Genomic DNA, 19875 nt, shown 5'->3' on the forward strand with positions numbered 1-19875 from the left:
TTTTTACTCAGCATTGCATCAGCAAGAGGTAGAAATGGAACGCTGCAATTTAAGGATTCCCAATTTGATCTAAAAACAAAAAACCCGTACAAAGGGTACGGGTTTTTTGTTTTCACTATTATTTCCTATGCATCAATATTGGCATAGACTGCATTTTTCTCAATAAATTCTCTACGAGGAGGCACTTCATCTCCCATTAGCATGGAGAAAACCCTATCGGTTTCTGTAGCATTATCTATGGTAATTTGCCTTAAGGTTCTAAAATCTGGGTTCATTGTTGTATCCCATAGCTGCTCGGCGTTCATTTCTCCAAGACCTTTATATCGCTGGATAGATACACTACCGTTAAAACTGGCAGCAATTTCATCTCGTTCCTTATCGGACCAAGCATATCTTTTTTTAGTTCCTTTTTTAACCAAGTAAAGCGGTGGTGTTGCAATATAGACGTGCCCTCCTTCGATAAGCTCTCGCATATATCTAAAGAAGAAGGTCAATATTAAGGTTTCGATGTGACTACCGTCAACATCGGCATCACACATGATGACCACCTTATGGTACCTTAATTTATCTAGGTTCAGCGCTTTGCTATCTTCTTCCGTCCCAATGGTTACCCCTAGTGCGGTATATATATTTTTAATCTCTTCGTTTTCAAAAACCTTGTGTTGCATGGCTTTTTCCACGTTCAGAATCTTACCTCGCAGAGGTAGAATTGCCTGGAAGGCTCTATCTCTACCTTGCTTTGCGGTACCACCCGCCGAATCACCCTCGACTAGGAACACTTCACAAAGTGCCGGATCTTGTTCAGAGCAATCGGAAAGTTTCCCGGGCAAGCCCCCCAAGCTCATCACGGTTTTACGCTGTACCATTTCACGGGCCTTTGTAGCGGCGTGACGGGCCTGCGCTGCTAGGATCACTTTTTGCACTATAACTTTGGCATCCTCAGGGTTCTCTTCCAAATAATTCGTCAACATTTCCGAAACGGCCTGACTTACTGCGGCAGAAACTTCCCTGTTCCCTAATTTGGTTTTTGTCTGTCCTTCAAATTGAGGCTCTCCTACTTTTACCGATATAATAGCAGTCAAACCTTCTCTAAAGTCATCTCCTTGAACCTCGAACTTTAATTTATCCAACATGCCGGAGGCATCGGCATACTTCTTTAAGGTAGTGGTTAACCCCCTTCTAAATCCGGATAAATGCGTCCCCCCTTCATGGGTGTTGATATTATTCACATAGGAGTGTAAATTCTCGGTATACGAAGTATTGTAGACCATGGCTACTTCTACGGGGATATCGTTCTTCTCCCCTTCCATAGCAATGACCTCTCGAATAAGCGGCTCTCTGTTTCCGTCCAGGAATTTTATAAATTCCTTTAATCCTTCTTGAGAAAAGAACCTTTCACTTACGAAACCACTTTCACTATTCTCGTCTTTTTGTCTTCTGTCGGTAAGCACTATCTCTAGCCCTTTATTTAAAAAGGCAAGTTCGCGCATTCTATTGGACAAGGTTTCGTAACTATATTCTACAGATTGTGTAAAAATAGTATCGTCAGGCGTAAAGGTAACGATCGTACCTCTATACGTTGTTTCTCCGATTTGCTTTACAGGATAAAGAGCCTTACCCCTACTGTATTCTTGTTCCCAAATTTTACCATCTTTATGAACGGTAGCCCTTAGATGCGAAGACAATGCATTCACACAAGAAACCCCCACACCGTGCAACCCTCCAGAAACCTTATAAGAATCTTTATCGAACTTACCTCCAGCACCAATCTTGGTCATTACAACTTGCAAGGCAGAAACACCTTCTTTCTTATGGATATCTACCGGGATTCCCCTTCCGTTATCCTTGGTAGTAACAGAATTATCTTCATTGATAGTTACTTCAATTGCATCACAATGACCACCCATTGCCTCATCGATAGAGTTATCGACCACCTCATAAACTAAATGGTGCAATCCTCGTATTCCAACATCTCCAATATACATGGATGGGCGCATGCGAACATGCTCCATCCCCTCTAGTGCCTGAATACTATCGGCAGAATAATTATTTTTTTTTGCTTCTTCGCTCATAAACTTATACTTATTTCATTATAATTTTAGCCATCCTACAAATATAAGCAATACCCTATAAAATAAGGGATTGATGTTGACTAAAGTTATTAAGTTATCAACAACCAATGTAAAAAATAGCCAAACCACCTTAAAAAGCCCCCATTGGCTCAGAAACCCTTTATTTCCAAAAGGTTATTTTCTTCAGACAATCCAATATTAGTTCTTATATTTTCTGTAAACCCTTCCTTTTTTAAAACATTTTTTCCATAAAAAGACCACACCACGATAGCTTTTAACCAATCGCTGCCCCGTCTTAAAACATCAAAAGGAAGCGCGTACGAGATGAAGAAACAAAAACGAACACTTACCCCCACAAGAACGATTTCCTTCGTTGGATCTGCTAAAAAGAAGCTTTCGTACCCATACCCTAAACAGTTCCTATGATCTTCCTCGGTAGCTCGTAGTTCTTTTAGTTTCATTTCAAAACCCGCTGGGAGCCGCAATGGACGTATACTTTGCGTTAGGGATGGCGGCGGCATCCCCGAAGCAAAGCGAGGGATATAGTCAAGAGCCCGCCCGACGCAGGAGGGAACGCCCAAATCCATCTGCTACCTAAAAAATACGGCACCTGATACCCACAAGCGTACCGACATAATCGATTTCCAAATTGGCCAGGGCCCGAACAACGGTTTCCATAAACCAAAAGAAGCACCCTAATACCGAAACTACTTCGATACCCGTGGGTGCTTCTTACTGACTAATTTAAATAAAAACTGAACAAACAGCATTTTTTGTTTCCGAAAACTAGCGGCCTTATTTTACGTATGCATCCGAGTGCACTTTGGACACTGCTCTACCGGATGGGTCGTTCAAATTTTTGAAAGCTTCATCCCATTCTAGCGCAATCTGGGTACTACAGGCCACAGAAGCCTCTTGAGGCACGCACAATGCAGCGGCATCTGAGGGGAAATGTTCTTCAAAAATTGAACGGTAATAAAACTCTTCTTTAGAAGTTGGCGTTTGCAACGGAAATCTATATTTAGCATTTGCCAATTGCTCGCTTGTCACCTCCTTATCGACCACCTCTTTTAGGGTATCGATCCAGCTATACCCAACACCGTCCGAAAATTGCTCTTTTTGTCTCCAGGCAACGCTTTCTGGCAACATATCTTCGAAGGCCTTACGCACCACCCATTTCTCCATACGTTCTCCATTGATCATCTTATCCTGAGGGTTAATACGCATGGCCACGTCCATAAACTCCTTATCTAAAAACGGCACTCTTCCTTCAATACCCCAAGCTGCCAAAGATTTGTTGGCCCTTAAACAGTCGTACATATGAAGCTTACTAAGTTTACGTACAGTTTCCTCGTGGAACTCCTTGGCATTAGGCGCTTTATGGAAGTATAAATACCCTCCAAACAATTCATCTGCACCTTCGCCAGACAACACCATTTTAATACCCATAGACTTAATTACCCTTGCCATAAGATACATAGGGGTAGAAGCCCTTACGGTAGTAATATCATAGGTTTCCAAGTTGTAAATTACATCCTTGATAGCATCCAATCCTTCTTGGATGGTAAATTTTATTTCGTGGTGAATGGTACCGATATGATCTGCTACTTTCTGGGCTGCAGCAAGATCAGGAGACCCTTCCAACCCTACCGAGAAGGAGTGCAATTGTGGCCACCATGCATCGGTAGTATCGTCTGATTCAATTCTTTTTTGTGCATATTTTTTGGCGATTGCCGAGGTCACCGAAGAATCCAATCCTCCAGAAAGCAATACCCCGTAAGGAACATCGGACATTAGCTGGCGGTGTACCGCTGCCTCCAACGCTTCTTTTATTTCCCGGATACTCGTTTCGTTTTCTTTCACGGCATCGTACTCCATCCAATCGCGGGAATACCATTTCTTAAATTCGCCATCCTTGCTTTCTAAGTAGTGTCCTGGAGGAAACAGTTGAATTTTTGTACAAGTTCCTTCCAAGGCCTTTAACTCGGAGGCCACATAAAAAGTACCATTGACATCCCATCCTATATATAAAGGAATAATCCCCATATGGTCCCTCGCGATAAAATACTCGTCTTTCTCGGTATCATAGATAGCAAATCCGAAAATACCGTTCATTTCATCTAAAAAGTCGGCCCCCTTTTCTTTATAAAGCGCTAAAATCACTTCACAATCAGACTCTGTTTGGAAATTATATTTTCCTTCGAACTGCTTTCTAAGTTCTCTATGGTTATAAATCTCACCGTTAGCGGCCAAGACCAATTTGTTATCTTCACTAAATAAAGGTTGCTTTCCAGATGCAGGATCTACAATAGCCAAACGCTCATGGGCCATTATGGCCTTATCATTAGCGAATATACCACTCCAATCCGGACCTCTATGTCTAATTTTTTTGGACATTTCTAATAACTGAGGCCTTAAAACCTCCGTACTTTCCTTAACGTCAAAGGCACAAACTATTCCACACATACCATCGTTTTTATATCAATTACAAAGCAAAGATGCGATTAATGTTTCAATCACAAAACACATTTACGTTTATTGCTTACAATATAAAACCTAATATAGACATATTGCTATATACTGACACTTTTACACTAAATATCCTCCTTCAAATCCGTCATTATGTAAGTAACAATAATTTATAGTGGCTTTATATAAGGAAATCTAGAAATACTATCTAAATTTGACCTATAGAAAAACAAACAAAACATGAAAAATTTATTTACCATTACTCTAATGATTTTTGCTTTGGCATTCACAAGCACGGTACACGCCCAAAAATTCAGCGGTCTAGATAAGAGTCCGGCCGACATTGCTTCCTACCCTTCTGACTATAAGGTATCACAAAAATCCATGCGTGTTACATACAGCAGACCACAATTAAAAGGAAGATCTATTTCTGAGCTTGCCCCTGCCGGTAAGGTTTGGAGAACAGGAGCTAATGAAGCCCCTGAAATTGTATTTTACAAAGATGCTACTATAGGAGGAAAAGTAATCCCTGCGGGTTCTTATGCTCTTTTTAGTATCCCAGGAGAAAAAGAATGGACTATTATTTTTAATAAAAACTTAAACCAGTGGGGAGCTTACTCCTATGATGATACTGCCGATGTATTGCGAGTACCTGCCAAGGTAAGCCAAGCACCGGAATCATTAGACGCTTTTTCTATAGCGTATAAGGAAATTGAAAAAGGAGCACATATGGTGATAGGTTGGGGAAACACTAGAGTGTCCTTGCCAATTACCTTTTAAAAAATTCCGTAATTTTAAAAAAGCCGAAATCATAGATTTCGGCTTTTTTTTACTCCTTTACTACTTCCCACGGCCGTCTTTCATAACTTCCAAGAGCCGTCATTAGGTCTATTCAACTTTTCTTTTCACCGTCACATCTCGCTCGGTATCTATCTAGATTCTTAAATACCTATGAATTATCTTTTAAAGGCAGATCGGTAATAAATTCTAGTCTAATAATTATTTTAGGGACCAATAATGAATGTATTTTTGCAGCATGCTAAAGGAACGAATCAACTCACTCTATCTGTTTTTTAAAAGCTCCAACTTTTTTCGAGGATTAATCGTTACCATAGCTATTTTAATTCCTTTGACTACACTCATCCCGATGGGCCATTCGGACTACGCCATCTCTATTGCCATAGGAATCCTATTAAATGCACCAAGCGATATTCCCGGGAGTTTAAAACGAAAGATCAATAGTATTTTAATAAGCATTGCCCTCACCATGGTGGTGACCTTTATTGTTGCAATAAGCCATCCCTATTTTTGGTTATTACTAGCTGTAATAGCCTTGCTTTCCTTTAGCATATCGCTATTATCTGTCTATGGCTTTCGTGGCTCTTTAGTTTCCTTTTCTGGACTAATGGCCATGGTGTTAGGTTTGACCACTAAAATTTCGGACACCCCTGTATGGATACATATTCTATGTATTGCTATTGGTGGATTATTCTATCTCTGCATTTCCCTTCTCTCTCATTGGATATTGCCTAAAAAGGACGAGGATCAATTATTGGCCGACACCCTTGATTTAACCGGCGACTACCTTATTGCCCGCGGGAAGCTGATCACCCAAAAAAATACTAGGGAAGAGAACTTTAAAAATGTATTTCAGCTACAGACCCAGATCAGTGAAAAACACGAGCTCCTTCGAGAGCTTTTGTTAATGGCGCGAACAAAATCGGGAAGAACACATTTTGATGAAAAACGCCTGTTGATATTTATATCCTTAGTAGATATTTTAGAATTGTCCTTGGCAAACAATTTGGAGTACCATAAAATTGATGCCCTGTTTAAGGATCACTCTCAACACCTACAAAAATTCATCGATGTCAATTTCGTTTTTGGAAACCACTTAAAAGAACTTGCAGAAACCATTTTAAAGAATGACAAAATCCCCAGCAAGGGCAGCTTACTCCTGGCTTTGGATCAGGCCAATAGTGCCATCGCAGAATATGTAGCAGTAGTTACCCTACCCAAAGCAAGGGAAGGTGCCATCATTTTAAAAAACCTCTATGACTATTTAGAGCTTCAGCTCCAAAAGATTAGGGCCATACGGCAGGTATTGTCCAATTCTGAACTCACTTCGAGAACAACTTTAAAAAGTAGTGAGGCCCAGCAGTTCATTACCACGCAAGATTACAGTTCTCGCATTTTTATGGAAAACCTAAGTTTTAACTCACCTATTTTCAGGCATTCCCTACGCTTTGCGGTAACGGCAACCATTACCTATTTCTTTGGCACCCTATTAGAAATTAAAAACACCTACTGGATTATCCTGACCTTATTGGTGATAATGCGACCAAATTACGGGCTTACCAAGGGGCGCTCTATCAACAGAATAGCGGGAACTTTAATTGGTGCCGTTATTGCTGCCGCCATTATATTTATGACCCAAAGCACGGCTGTTTATTCCATATTGGCAGCCGTTTCCTTAACCTTTGCCCTTTCATTAACACAACAGAACTATCGTTGGGCGGCTGTATTTTTTACTACCACCATCATTTTTTCATATTCCCTACTTACCCCAAATGCTTTTGAAATTATACAATATAGAGTATTAGATACTGCCATTGGAGCCTTACTGGCCGTAGTGGCCAATTACTTGTTGTGGCCCAGTTGGGAGTTTATGAATTTAGATCGATTCTTGGTGGCTGCCATCCGTTGCAACACGGACTATTTATTGTCTATAAAGAAGTTTTACCGAACCAAAGAGGTGATGGACGTTTCCTATAAGGTAAGCCGGAAACACGCATTTTTAGCCATCAGCAATTTAAATGCTGCTTTTCAACGTATGACCCAAGACCCTGCATCGAAACGAAAGGCTTGGGAACCGGTCTACGAGATGGTAACCCTGAACAATACCATCCTATCTACCTTGGCCTCCCTTGGTTCCTTTATTCAACACCATAAAACCACCGAAGCCTCCGATAATTTTATTACGGTGGTTGACCACATTGAAAACACCCTTTTGGAAACATTGAAACTATTGGATCAAAAAAAGGAATTATGTCCGACCGAACAAGAAGCACTTATTCTTGCCCAAGAAAAATTAAAGAACTCCTATGAACTGTTGGTCGAAGAACGCGAGAAAGAATTAAATTTAGGACATAGCCCAATTAAGGAGGAAATGCTGCTAAATCTTCAGGAAGCACATTTAATTTACAATCAACTAATATGGTTAAAAAATTTGGTAGAGAACTTAAAATCCACCACCCATAAATATAGCTCCCATGTTCCCGAATAGCAGATTGGTTAACTAGTTGTTTTTCATTTTAGGGCAAGTAGTTTTATGTGTATTTAAAATTAAATCCACCCCTAGCTTTAGGACTGATACTTAGTATCCCAAGAAATTCAAAAGCACCATCACTGTCCTTTTTACACCTTACTCCTACTCCTTTTAAAATCGAAAAATAATATTTCACAACCAATCCTTTTTAATAATACATTTGTCGCCGAAAATCAGCTCATACTTAATACCGTTATATGAAATGAGCATGACCGATAACTCGACGTAAATATGTATTCAGCCATGTGAATTACATAGGAGCGTTAAAAAAACAATAAATAGCTACCTATGAAATTAATACTGTCAACACTTTTATTCTTCTGTTATAGTTATGGGTTTTCACAAGAGAACACCACTGTTAAAAGCGGAGAAAAACTAGTCTATGCTGCTTCCTATAATATCAGCGGCTTACTAACCCAACTGGCCCAAGTAACTATGGAGGTTCAGGAAGTAAAAACTTCCAAAAGTACCATGTTGCATTTAAAATGCACTGCTGCGACCTTTGAAAAATGGGATAGTTTCTTTAAGATTCGCGATTTATACGAGGCCTATGTAAACCCAAAAACTTTAAAACCCGTATTGTATAAGCGCGATGTTTATGAAGGGGGCTATATTAAAAAAGAAAAATATATTTTCAACTACACTAAACGCACCGTAAAAAGTAGTGTCTCTAAGAAAAACGGCATTGTAAAAGAAACTATAGTACCTATAGATTACAATACCAACGATGTTATTTCTACGCTGTACCAATTGCGAAACATGGACATTTCAAAGGCCAAACCAGGAGACAAATTATCTTTAAAAGTAATATTCGATAATACCGAAAAAAACGTGGCCGTAAAATATGTGGGCAAAGAAGATATTGTACTAAAGGATTTGGGTAAAACGACGTGTTATAAAATTCAGCTCTTGACCCAGGAAGCAAAACTACAAGGCAAAGGAGAGAACATTATTTATCTAACTGCCGATGCTAAAAAGCTGCCAGCCCTTATAAAATTCAGCATTCCCGTGGGGAGTGGACAATTAACCTTGATTTCTTCGAAAGGAATCTAAAAACCATTACTTATTATGAGAAGCATTTTTATTACTGTAGCTTGTCTTGCTACTATTTTAGCCATTGTTTTTTTAATTCTCCCTTTGGGAAGTCTCCTGATGATTCCAGCCATAGCAGCCTTATTATTTGGCTACTTAGCCTACAGAATCTCTGATGAACCCAAAAAGAAATTTCCAAAATTTATTTTGATGGTTACGGCTTTAATATGTCTTGCCGGAATTACAAAGCTGTTTGTTATAAAGGATAAGGTAGAAAACGATGCCAACTTTGAAAACCGAATAGAGACGTCCAAAGAGGATGCAATTAAGGAACTTGATGATATCGAAAACGAATTGGAAGAAGATTTAGATTTTTAAGTCCCAAGTTTCACCATATCGATTGCCGATGGCCAAAGTCAAGAAAAAAGGCTGTATCCTATTACAATACTAGTTAGGGCTGTATACAACACCGCGCCCCCTTTCAAAAAATACAGCTCTAAAAGCTGTATTTTTTTTTATCTTATACAATCATTTTATATTAAAGGATCTAAACAGATCCGTTCGTACCATTTTTAACAACTGACAAAGCCTAAGAGAGCTCTCCCTAATTTCGCTCCTTAGACTGTTGTTTCCCATAGTGTTTTTTAACTCATGAACAAAGAAGAGCTCCCCAGTATTCCAGATTCCGATCAATCTCTTTTACAAGCGAAGATTGATAAGCTTACAGCAGAACTGCAGGAGGTGTTACAAAAGCTTTCTGCCTTTGAGAATACCCTCCGTGCCTATGTAGCAGATGAGATCATAGCCGAACAAGAGCTGAGCTTACTTTATAAGCAACAAAAGAAAGCGAAGAAAGAAAAACGTTTATCTCAAAAAAAACGCGGTAAAAACTTTGCGGCACCCACGGGGCTGAAACCAGCCAACCTCACGAAACCTATCGATAAGAACCCTGAAGACCAAAAAGAAAAAAAACGATTGTATCGAGAAGCGATGCTGTATGTGCATCCGGACAAATTTTCTATGGAAGAAGAAAAATCAGCCTTGGCTACAGAGGTTACCGCTAAACTTATCGACATTTACCAATCTGGTGATTTGGCCACCTTGCAGGCCTATCACGCCCATATATTCAGCGGTCATGCCCTTATTGCTTCCAAGCCTTTTTTGAAGCCTACTGCCATAGACGGCAATACCTATTTAGAAATGGAATTACAAGCACTAAAATCGAAATTAGCCCAAGTCAAAGATAGTTATACCTATAGGGTCCTAACCACTTATGACAATCCCATGACCTTTAAGGAAGAATTAAAAGCTTACTATACAGATCGACTTGCCAAATTAAGAAAGCGCACACGGACAAAAGCATAGCTCGTTTGCTTGTCCCCGGCATTGATAACAATACGAGGAAGTCTTGGTTAAACCATATTATTTCTGCTTGGTACGTTCCTTTTATTTAGTTTTGCATTTTTAAAATATAAGCGGTATGATTTCAGTAGATGCAATTGCAGTAGAGTTTAGTGGCGATACATTGTTTAGCGATGTTTCCTTTGTCATCAATGAAAATGATAAAATTGCCCTCATGGGCAAAAATGGAGCAGGAAAATCTACGATGATGAAGATCATCGCTGGAGAGCAAAAGCCTACTCGAGGGCACATCCGTTTCCCTAAAGATGCGGTCATCGCCTATTTACCCCAACATTTATTGACCGATGACAATTGTACTGTCTTTGAGGAAGCCTCCAAGGCTTTTCAGGAAATTTTTACGATGCGCGATGAAATAGCGCGTTTAAACAAGGAATTGGAAACCCGGACAGATTACGAGTCCGATGCCTACATGAAAATCATAGAAAAAGTATCTGACTTAGGGGAGAAATTTTATGCCTTGGACGATATCAACTATGAGGCCGAGGTAGAAAAGGCACTTGGCGGTCTTGGCTTTAAACGAGAAGATTTTAATAGACCTACCAGCGAATTTAGTGGAGGTTGGAGAATGCGAATCGAACTGGCTAAAATTCTTTTACAAAAACCAGACCTTATTCTTTTAGATGAGCCTACCAACCACGTGGATATAGAGTCTGTAATATGGTTGGAAGACTTTTTATTGAACAAAGCAAAAGCGGTGGTCGTTATCTCACACGACAAGACTTTTATTGACAATATCACCAACCGTACCATCGAAGTAACCATGGGCAAGATCTATGATTACAAGGCCAATTATACTCATTACCTACAATTGCGTGAAGATAGAAGAAGCCACCAGATAAAGGCCTTCCAAGAGCAACAGAAATTTATTGCGGACAACCAAGCCTTTATCGATCGCTTTAAGGGTACCTATTCTAAAACCAACCAAGTAACCTCACGGGAACGAATGTTGGAAAAGTTACAGATTATAGAGATCGACGAAATAGATACTAGCGCCTTAAAACTGCGCTTTCCACCAGCGGTGCGTTCTGGAGATTATCCGGTAACCGCAGAATCTTTGTCCAAATCTTACGGCGATCATATTGTCTTTAAGGATGCCAACCTTTCTATTTCTAGGGGCGAGAAGGTTTCTTTCGTAGGACGGAACGGAGAAGGAAAATCTACTATGATCAAAGCGATTATGGGCGAATTGGATTTTGAGGGTAAATGCGAACTAGGGCACAATGTAAAGGTGGGCTATTTTGCTCAGAACCAAGCTTCCCTATTAGATCCGGAACTCACAATATTCCAAACTGTAGACGAGGTAGCACAAGGCGATATACGCACCCAGATAAAAAATATTTTGGGCAGATTTATGTTTAGTGGCGATATGTTGGACAAAAAGGTCAGTGTCCTTTCTGGAGGAGAAAAGACCCGGCTTGCGATGGTTAAATTGTTGTTAGAGCCTGTAAACCTTTTAATTCTCGATGAGCCTACCAACCATTTGGATCTTAAATCCAAAGACGTACTTAAAGAAGCCTTGTTAGCTTTTGACGGCACACTGATCCTTGTATCTCACGACCGTGACTTTTTACAAGGACTATCGGAAAAGGTTTTTGAGTTTAAGGACAAACGCGTCATTGAGCATTTTGAAACTATTGACGCCTTCTTAAAGCGCAATAGAATCGAAAATTTAAAAGAAATCGATTTAAAATCCTAAGGGGTTATAGACTTTTATAGGGGCAAAATGCCCCTATAAAAAATTCACTTTTCTTAAGCTGTAGTTTTATGGCCTTCTGGCAAAGGTCGATACGCATAATAATGCAATACTTCTTCGATCGCTATTTTCATAGCTTTGTTAATAGGCACAATGCTATTCCCTAGTCTAAAGTCTATTTGATTGAGATGCATGTAATAATCGGTAAAAATAGGCACATAAAGACCTTTTTTCATCGCTTCAACCGTTTTTTCAAAGTTCTCTTTTTGATTTTCTTTGATGATCTTACAGGTCACCAATCGCAGTTCTCCCAATTTATCCCTACTGGCACCATACCCGAAAAGGCGACAAATTAATCCACGATACTTATATTCACTGCAACTGCCATTTTCCTTTTCCAATACAGAAACAGGCTTATAAAGATGGCAGACCGCAGATTTCCCTGCCTTTAGTTCTTCCAACACCGCCAGGGGGTCTCCGTGTAAAAAAAGATGAAATGCCCAAGGCAAAAATTCTAATGGGGACGCATTTATTTCCGGATGGTTGCAACATTTGCCACAACCTGCTTTACAAGACAGGGAGGATTCTGATTGAAAGGTCGCAATATCTTCCTCTAAGCGACCAAATAAACGTTCTATTTCTTTAACCTTACGTTCTATAGACATTAATTTTTTTACGAAGGTACGTCAAAAAAAAATATGCTTTTTTAATTAATTTTAACAAATTATGGGAACATCACGTTTTTCTTGTTTCCTTCTTTTATTCTTACAAGAAATTGCTATCAAAAGACTTACAACAAATTTAGCTGTAAAGACTGCTTGCCTCGAAGGTTCGATCGGCACAACCCATGTTCTTTTTATGGCAGTCGGTCTTTAGAGAATGACTGTCCGATTCTGTGCCGTTTCCAAGTGGCGTATAAAATTCCTAAGTTCCTTTTCCTTCACCATTATCTTATGGGACAGCGCTCGAATACTTCGCGCTACCCTATGAAGTTGGATAGCACAGGACTGTTTTTGTCTGTCCTGCGTATGGACAGCGCTCGTGGAGATCGCTTTAGCAGTGTTCCACTTAAATTCATCCATTTTCTTCAGCAGTCTAACCTCTTCCCATTGTTCTCTGGACAACTCATTATTTAAATCGGAAAGAACATTTTCCGTCCTTATTATTTTTGATCGCAACGCTACTTTTTCCATTTTACACCTTTTTATTTTAAAACAATTAAGGCGGCACAACCTCTCATTCTACCGTCTCCACATATCTTTTTTCACCATTACTTCGACTACTACAATATAAAAAAATAAAACGAGATTTTTCTGAATTTTTAAGCTCACTTGCTTTCATAAATGAAGTTTGCATAGTAGGCATTCAGTGAAGTCTATTCTTGGTTTTCATAGCTATGGAAAAAATAATTTGGGCGTTCCCTCCTGCGTCGGTCGGGCCCTTTGCTATATCCCTTGCGATGCTGCGGGGATGCCGCCTCGGTCCCTAACGCAAAATAAACACACAAGGAACACAGGGGCAGTGGTTGAGCCACTGGGCATGGATCCATCAAAGACCATCTCTGGCCCCGATTCCATAAAAAAGCCCTTGCCTTCCACTGTTTTTATCCGTGGAAGGCAAGGGCTTCTATTTATCTTGATCGTTATTTGCTGAAACGAGCAATGGCTATTTAGAAATCCCTATACGGGGCGTCTAAAAACTTATTGGCTTCCGGCTCTAAAAACTGAGCGGTTTTATTATCCCAGTGCAATGTTTTATTTGGGAAACGACCAGCAATTACCCCTAAGAGTATTGTTTCTGTCAGCCTGGCCGAATAAGAAAATGGCGCGCTGCACTCATCCTTGCCCAAACAGCTATCTACAAACTGATGGTAGTGCATTTTTCCTTCCTTATCGTAATCCCTTAAAGGAGCCCCAATTTTTCCGCTTCGTTCTAATTCGGACACATCGAGCTCTTGATATTTCCCATCAACAATATGCCTTGGCAATTCCATAAAGTGAGGCAGTAACAACCGTCCCTTTTCACCTATGAACATGGCTCCTTGTTCTGGAAGCTTTTCATTGTTGGGCAGTTTTAAATCTTTATGCTTTAAAGGCGCATTCTTTCCGTCGTACCAAACCCATTTTAAAGTTTCTGCGGTATACTTGGTTCCAGGGAACTCATAGGTTACTACGTTCTCTTCCGGAAATCCAAAGCCTGTTGGTTGTCTACAGCTATTTTTTATGGTTCTAGGCACATCCAAGGCTAGTGCATTATAGGGGGTATCAAAAATATGCACTCCCATATCCCCCAAAGTTCCACAACCATAGTCGAGTACTTTTCGCCAATTTCCAGGATGGTACGCCCCTTCTTTATAAGGTCTTTCTGCCGATGTTCCCAACCACAGGTTCCAGTCTAGATGTTCCGGAACCGGGTCCGATCCTTGAGGTGCTGGCCCGTCATAGCCCCAGTTCTTTGGCGACCATGCCCTTACTGTTTTTACTTTGCCGATAATACCCGATTGTATCAGTAAGGTGGCCAATTTATAATCGTAAAAAGAATGTACCTGAATCCCCATTTGGGTCACTAAGTTTTTCTCTGCCGCCAATTTTCTCATGGCCCTAGCTTCGGAAACATGATGGGTCAGCGGTTTTTGACAGTAAACAGCTTTTCCCATATCCATAGCCATCATAGAGGCCGGGGCATGGGTGTGATCTGGGGTAGAAACCACTACAGCATCGATATCACTGCCCATTTCACTAAAAAGAAGCCTATAATCGGCATATGTTTTTGCATTTGGATGCAACTTTTTGGCGGCTGCCAATGCATTGGAATCTACATCGCAAAGTGCCACAATATCTACAAGCTCATGGGAGGAAATAGCCTCTAAATCGGCAGCCCCCATATTGGCGACCCCTATTTGTACGACCCTAAGGCGTTTATTATTGGTCATTGACCAAACGGACCCTGGTAATAAGGCCACCGTAGCCAAAGCGGCCGTACTTTTAAGAAAATCTCTTTTTTTCATCTGGTTATTAGGTATTTAATATTCGTATGTTTTAGAAACCTAGGTGTTTTTTAAATAGATTCGGAACCCCTTAACATCTAGCCTTCGCTTATTTTTTTATTCTTCTTATTTTAATATTTCTAAACCATATAGGGCTAGAGTGGTCTTGGAAGCCAATATACCCTGTTTTAAAGCGACCATAGTCGGGGGCATTTTTCCATTTCCCAAAATTCTTTTTCTCATACCAATCCTTGGACCATGGCACGAACTCCAATACTTTTCTACCGTTTAACCAATGCTCTACCCGCTCTGGAGTAAATACAATTTTAGTGGTATTCCACTCCCCTACCGGATGTAGAACTTTTTCCTTAGGATCTGCCGCATGCATGGCATAATCGGAGGCCGTTTGCTGTAAAGGCTGTAATTCTTCTGGATTTTCGGTATTCCCAAGACTTAGATTGTAGTCGGTAAGATCGTGTATTTTGGCGTAGTTGGCGTCATCAATAAGCTGGTATTCTGGCGAAATCCTCGACGGTGGGGTATTGGGTATCCCCTCCTTTAAATGGTAAAAAATCCCACTATTTCCACCCTTTGGCAGTTTCCATTCTACGTAAAATTCAAAATTATCAAATTCTTCAAGGCCGTAAATAATGTCTTTTCCTCCCTTGTAATTTTGCTCTAGTCCTAATTCCGTATCAAAGGTTAAGACCCCATCCTTGGCTACCCATCCTGGAGGCAAGGTATCTCCATTGTAGGCACGCCAACCTTCGGTAGTACGTCCATCAAACAAATAGGTCCAGTCGTCCGTTGCGGTTTTAGAACTGGATTTACACCCGTAGAAAAGGGTGGAAAGCAGCAAAATTGTAAAGATTTTTTTCATCGATCGTTAAAAATTTTAAGGTACTTACAAAAACAATGGGTCAGGCCTAATAGTTTTTTTTTACCAATAGTTACAGATACTTCAATAACAAGGGTAAAATATACGTATAACTATCGATTTTTTATGAAGTTTTAAGGACTTTTATCAAGTATTGCCCAAAGCGATAGAAACTTAACAGAATGAAAAATGACGAGATAGGGTTGCAACAGCAACCTTATAGGCCTTCTTTTAAAAATTTAAAAAGAACACTACCAGCCACTGACCAATCTAAAAAAGTCAATTTGAAAGTGTAGCCCTTTATTGTTTTATAGCCGACATACTTCGGCTGCGCACAGTACAAGCATGTAAATCACATATTTTCATTCAAATTTGCGACCAGTTTCGGCCATGATCATTTTATATTACTTTTAAGACAATCCGAAACCTAGCCTTTCCCTTTTCCAAATGTTCCATAGCTTCATTTACCTGCGACAAGGGAAATTCTTCTACAATGGGGTATATATCATGTCGGGAACAGAATTCTAACATTTTCCGAATGGCTGCCGGACTTCCTGTGGGACTCCCAGTAACCGATTTTTCGCCCATGATCAGGGAAAAAGCGGGTATGGCCATGGGCTCCAATACTGCCCCTACCGTATATAAGGTCCCTTTGGGGGCCAAGCTTGTCAAATACGAATTCCAATCTAAACTTACATTGGTGGTATTTAATATAAAATCTAGACTTCCTGCAATCCCCTCCAATTCCTTAGGATTTGTAGAGTCGATTACTTGGGTAGCCCCCATGGCTAGTATCTCTTTCTTTTTTTTAGGATTAGAACTGAAAGCGATCACCTCGCACCCCCATTTATTAAGGAATTTTAAGGCCATATGTCCCAAGCCTCCTATCCCAATGACCCCTACCCGATCCGTAGCCTTCACTCCGGCCAAAAGAATAGGGTTAAAAACGGTAATCCCCCCACATAAAAGCGGTCCCGCTTTTTTTAAATCAATGTCCTTAGGCAATTGTATCGCCCAGGACCAATGTGTCCTAATACAATCGGAAAAACCGCCATGCCGCCCTACTATGGTCCCTTCGACGGTAGTACATAGATGGTGGTCACCTCCCATACATTGATTACAATGCATGCAGGAATTAGCATTCCAGCCCACCCCTACTAAATCTCCGACAGCTAAATTATTTACGGCCCCACCAATGGCCACGACCTCCCCGATAACTTCGTGGCCAGGAACCAATGGGTACTGAGACATGCCCCAATCATTATTGATCATACTTAAATCTGAATGACAGATTCCGCAATAATGAACCTTTATATCTACTTGGTCAGCCCCTATTGTGGGAAGCTCATAGGTAAATGGACTAAGTTTTCCGCCAGCTTCTCTGGCCGCATAGGCATGTACTGTTTTCATATCGTAGTTTTTAAAGAGTATGTAACCCGCATTCCCATTCCATGAGGGAATATAGGCGAACAGACTGTTATTCATAAAAAGTGAAGAGGGAAGTACTCTAAGGTAAGAAATAATAGGGATTTATTAATCTTAAAAGGAAGTCTTTTTACTCTTTATAGAAAAATAAAGTTCCTGAACAGCAACAACTTACCAACTATTTGTTTTTAGTATCGATAAACATCAAAAGATGAGAAAGTGTAAAAGTTAAACCTAGTCACTATTCGTTGTTTCCAAGAATTCCTTGAGCCTGCCTTTTATAAAATATTCCCATCCAGCAACCCCACTCTCCCTGGTAAATTGGGGAATCGCCGATGGAAAACTTTCAATCCTGTAATGAGTAAGTTTTAATTTGGTTTTGTCTTGTTCTTAAAATAATTCGAATATAACCACGGAATCTCCCGGATAGCCCCCGTACTGCCAGTTACAGACCGGCTTTTTCATAGGGACTACTTCGAGTATTTCCCACAGGTGCAAAAGCACCTTTTGATCTGATACTACCTCAAACTGGGTTTTAAAGCCAACTTCCGGTGTAAAGGCGGGAATATTCTCAAAAAACCATAAGGACATTTTGTTCAATGCTGTTATAGCCTGCCACACCTTGTCTATAAAAGCTTCGTATATTTCTTCAACTAGTACCGGTTGGCCCTGATCTATCATCTTGTTTATCAATAGCAATGGCGTTATATAAAAAGTTGTCTTTAAAGGGAAATATAGACTACTTATAACACTCCGGGTTCTTAGTTAGAAATCAAAACCATATCCGAATAAAGATAAAGTAATACGATGGCTACCACCAAGAGAGATAACAATATAAACACCCCGATAACTTTTAAAACATTCTTCATAATTGTGAATTTAAGTTCAGTTTATGATACTAAATGTCATTAACTTTTTAACAATCTACTTTTTATCGCTGGAGGTGGGGTAAAAAAGAGATGTTCTATAAGTTATAAAATATTTTCGAATCTCAATATTTTTTCAGGTTTAGGGCGTATTTTAGCTATCATATCACTCTTACAACCAATATTTATAAACCCTTTTTAGTTTTCTAACTGGGCCCATTCTGTCCAAGAACCATCATAGACCGATTTCTCATTTTCCTGAATCAGTTCACTTGCCAAAAGCACTATACAGGCTGTTATTCCAGATCCACAACTAAAAACCAAGGGTTGATCGTTGATGTTTTTTTCCTGAAACAACTTCTTCAATGCTATTTTAGATTTAAACTTCCCCTCTTCCAAAACTTCCTCATAGGGTATATTCAAGGAATTTGGAATACTGCCACTTCTTAAGTCCTTTCTAGGTTCAGGTGCCGTTCCATTAAACCGACCACTGGACCGCGCATCGATCACTAGGGCATTTTTATCGACTATATTGGTTTTAACATACTGGAAGTCCTTCACCATTTCTGGTCGCAGCCTGGCCTTAAAATTCCCTTCTAGAGAAGGGTGATCTACTTTTTCTTCCGTCTCATAGCCATCCTTGCTCCATTGGGGAAGCCCTCCATCGAGCACAAAAACGGCCTCGTGCCCCATAGTTTTAAACATCCACCAAACTCTAGGGCTGGTATACACCCCAAGGTTATCGTATACCACTATAAGACTATCCGAATTGATGCCTAACTTTCTACTTTCTGCCTGGAACTGTTCCTCGCTTGGCAACATATTGGGATATGGACTATTCTTATCGCTAAAACTATTCTTTAAATCGAAATACCGAGCTCCTTTAATTTGTAAGGAATCGAAATCGGATGTTATGCCTGCTATATTCGTTGGTTGACTCGCGTCTAAAATAACCAGATCTGGATTGTTTAACTGTTCTTTGAGCCAATGGGAAGACACTATGGGATCCTTCATTTAATAAGGGTTTAGTTATTATGAATACGGTAAACTTCTATAGACATTTAATTTGACATCGTGGGACCTCCCTAGTTTTGAATCGGCGGGATTGTTTATAAATACTTCAAAACAGTATTTAAAAGAGATAGTCACTAAGCTTGTAAAATATTGGTAGATTTTAAGAATAGATTTAAAAAACAAGACCGCCTTTGCAGACGGTCTTAATTCTTAAGTTTTTAAAAGGCATATATTTAGATAACTCTTACGTTAACTGCATTTAATCCTTTTTTACCGTCCTGTAGTTCAAATTCAACGATATCGCCTTCACGAATTTCGTCTATTAAACCAGAGATGTGCACAAAATGCTCTTTACTTGATCCTTCTTCTACGATAAAACCAAACCCTTTGGCATCGTTGAAAAATTTTACTGTTCCTTTACCCATTACTAAAATTTAAAATTAATTACTCGTTATTACTCAAAGATAGCTCAAAAGTTTGAAATACAATACCATATTACCCTACAAATTTTTAACACTTTTTATCATAATGAAATCATAATAAAATAAGGCCTTAGCGCCTGTTTTCCTCTGATAATTCGTATTATCCACATCGAACTTTTATTTTAATGTTCCTAAAATTCAACACATTAAAGCTTCGATCAAGGGGCGCACTAGGGAGAAAGGACACTTAAGAAAACCGGGCATCATAC

At 39.8% G+C, this 19875-nt stretch carries 17 protein-coding genes; 6 read left to right on the plus strand and 11 right to left on the minus strand.

What is annotated here, in order from left to right; genetic code table 11:
• Window positions 1–125 precede the first annotated feature (125 nt).
• The 3 genes from gyrB to asnB all read right to left on the minus strand — a co-directional run bounded on the left by gyrB (window position 126) and on the right by asnB (window position 4538).
• Window positions 126–2072 carry a DNA topoisomerase (ATP-hydrolyzing) subunit B gene (gene gyrB, locus BUA16_RS13150; protein WP_072765221.1) on the minus strand — a complete coding sequence of 649 codons (1947 nt, stop codon included), beginning with the start codon at window positions 2070–2072 and terminating at the stop codon, window positions 126–128.
• A gap of 149 nt (window positions 2073–2221) precedes the next feature.
• Entirely contained in the window at window positions 2222–2533 is a 312-nt protein-coding gene (locus BUA16_RS13155; RefSeq protein WP_072765222.1) for a hypothetical protein, read from the minus strand.
• 334 nt (window positions 2534–2867) lie between these two features.
• Entirely contained in the window at window positions 2868–4538 is a 1671-nt protein-coding gene (gene asnB, locus BUA16_RS13160; RefSeq protein WP_072765223.1) for an asparagine synthase B, read from the minus strand.
• Between the two features lie 243 nt (window positions 4539–4781).
• Here asnB and BUA16_RS13165 point away from each other — a divergent pair, with 243 nt between their 5' ends.
• The 6 genes from BUA16_RS13165 to BUA16_RS13190 all read left to right on the plus strand — a co-directional run bounded on the left by BUA16_RS13165 (window position 4782) and on the right by BUA16_RS13190 (window position 12019).
• Window positions 4782–5321 carry a DUF2911 domain-containing protein gene (locus BUA16_RS13165; protein WP_072765224.1) on the plus strand — a complete coding sequence of 180 codons (540 nt, stop codon included), beginning with the start codon at window positions 4782–4784 and terminating at the stop codon, window positions 5319–5321.
• A 256-nt stretch (window positions 5322–5577) separates the two neighbouring features.
• Complete coding sequence (locus tag BUA16_RS13170; RefSeq protein ID WP_072765225.1) at window positions 5578–7827, plus strand: FUSC family protein; 2250 nt, start codon at window positions 5578–5580, stop codon at window positions 7825–7827.
• Between the two features lie 330 nt (window positions 7828–8157).
• Window positions 8158–8922 (plus strand): DUF3108 domain-containing protein, encoded by a 765-nt coding sequence (locus BUA16_RS13175; protein ID WP_072765226.1) that lies wholly within the window; start codon window positions 8158–8160, stop codon window positions 8920–8922.
• A gap of 15 nt (window positions 8923–8937) precedes the next feature.
• The gene (locus tag BUA16_RS13180; protein ID WP_072765227.1) at window positions 8938–9279 is read left to right on the plus strand and encodes a hypothetical protein; all 342 of its coding nucleotides are present in this window, start codon (window positions 8938–8940) and stop codon (window positions 9277–9279) included.
• A 273-nt stretch (window positions 9280–9552) separates the two neighbouring features.
• Window positions 9553–10266: a hypothetical protein gene (locus tag BUA16_RS13185; protein ID WP_072765228.1), complete on the plus strand. Its 714-nt coding sequence runs from the start codon at window positions 9553–9555 to the stop codon at window positions 10264–10266.
• A 115-nt stretch (window positions 10267–10381) separates the two neighbouring features.
• Complete coding sequence (locus tag BUA16_RS13190) at window positions 10382–12019, plus strand: ABC-F family ATP-binding cassette domain-containing protein (protein ID WP_072765229.1); 1638 nt, start codon at window positions 10382–10384, stop codon at window positions 12017–12019.
• A gap of 53 nt (window positions 12020–12072) precedes the next feature.
• On the opposite strand, the gene BUA16_RS13195 is transcribed toward BUA16_RS13190, so the two are convergent.
• The 8 genes from BUA16_RS13195 to BUA16_RS13230 form a co-directional block, all read right to left on the minus strand.
• Window positions 12073–12681: a YkgJ family cysteine cluster protein gene (locus BUA16_RS13195; protein WP_072765230.1), complete on the minus strand. Its 609-nt coding sequence runs from the start codon at window positions 12679–12681 to the stop codon at window positions 12073–12075.
• A 207-nt stretch (window positions 12682–12888) separates the two neighbouring features.
• Complete coding sequence (locus BUA16_RS13200) at window positions 12889–13209, minus strand: hypothetical protein (protein WP_072765231.1); 321 nt, start codon at window positions 13207–13209, stop codon at window positions 12889–12891.
• A 476-nt stretch (window positions 13210–13685) separates the two neighbouring features.
• On the minus strand, window positions 13686–15023 hold the full coding sequence (locus tag BUA16_RS13205) for a Gfo/Idh/MocA family protein (RefSeq protein ID WP_072765232.1): 1338 nt from the start codon (window positions 15021–15023) through the stop codon (window positions 13686–13688).
• A gap of 88 nt (window positions 15024–15111) precedes the next feature.
• The gene (locus BUA16_RS13210) at window positions 15112–15882 is read right to left on the minus strand and encodes a 3-keto-disaccharide hydrolase (protein WP_072765233.1); all 771 of its coding nucleotides are present in this window, start codon (window positions 15880–15882) and stop codon (window positions 15112–15114) included.
• 396 nt (window positions 15883–16278) lie between these two features.
• Window positions 16279–17289: an NADPH-dependent aldehyde reductase Ahr gene (gene ahr, locus BUA16_RS13215; RefSeq protein ID WP_072765260.1), complete on the minus strand. Its 1011-nt coding sequence runs from the start codon at window positions 17287–17289 to the stop codon at window positions 16279–16281.
• A gap of 405 nt (window positions 17290–17694) precedes the next feature.
• Entirely contained in the window at window positions 17695–17997 is a 303-nt protein-coding gene (locus BUA16_RS13220) for an SRPBCC family protein (protein ID WP_218616764.1), read from the minus strand.
• A 371-nt stretch (window positions 17998–18368) separates the two neighbouring features.
• Window positions 18369–19184, minus strand: a complete 816-nt coding sequence (locus BUA16_RS13225; protein ID WP_072765234.1) for a sulfurtransferase — start codon at window positions 19182–19184, stop codon at window positions 18369–18371.
• Window positions 19185–19417: 233 nt separating this feature from the next.
• Window positions 19418–19609, minus strand: a complete 192-nt coding sequence (locus tag BUA16_RS13230; RefSeq protein WP_072765235.1) for a cold-shock protein — start codon at window positions 19607–19609, stop codon at window positions 19418–19420.
• Window positions 19610–19875: the final 266 nt, after the last annotated feature.

Origin of the sequence: Arenibacter nanhaiticus (genome assembly GCF_900141935.1) — a bacterium.
In the GTDB taxonomy this organism is placed as follows: Bacteria; Bacteroidota; Bacteroidia; order Flavobacteriales; family Flavobacteriaceae; genus Arenibacter; species Arenibacter nanhaiticus.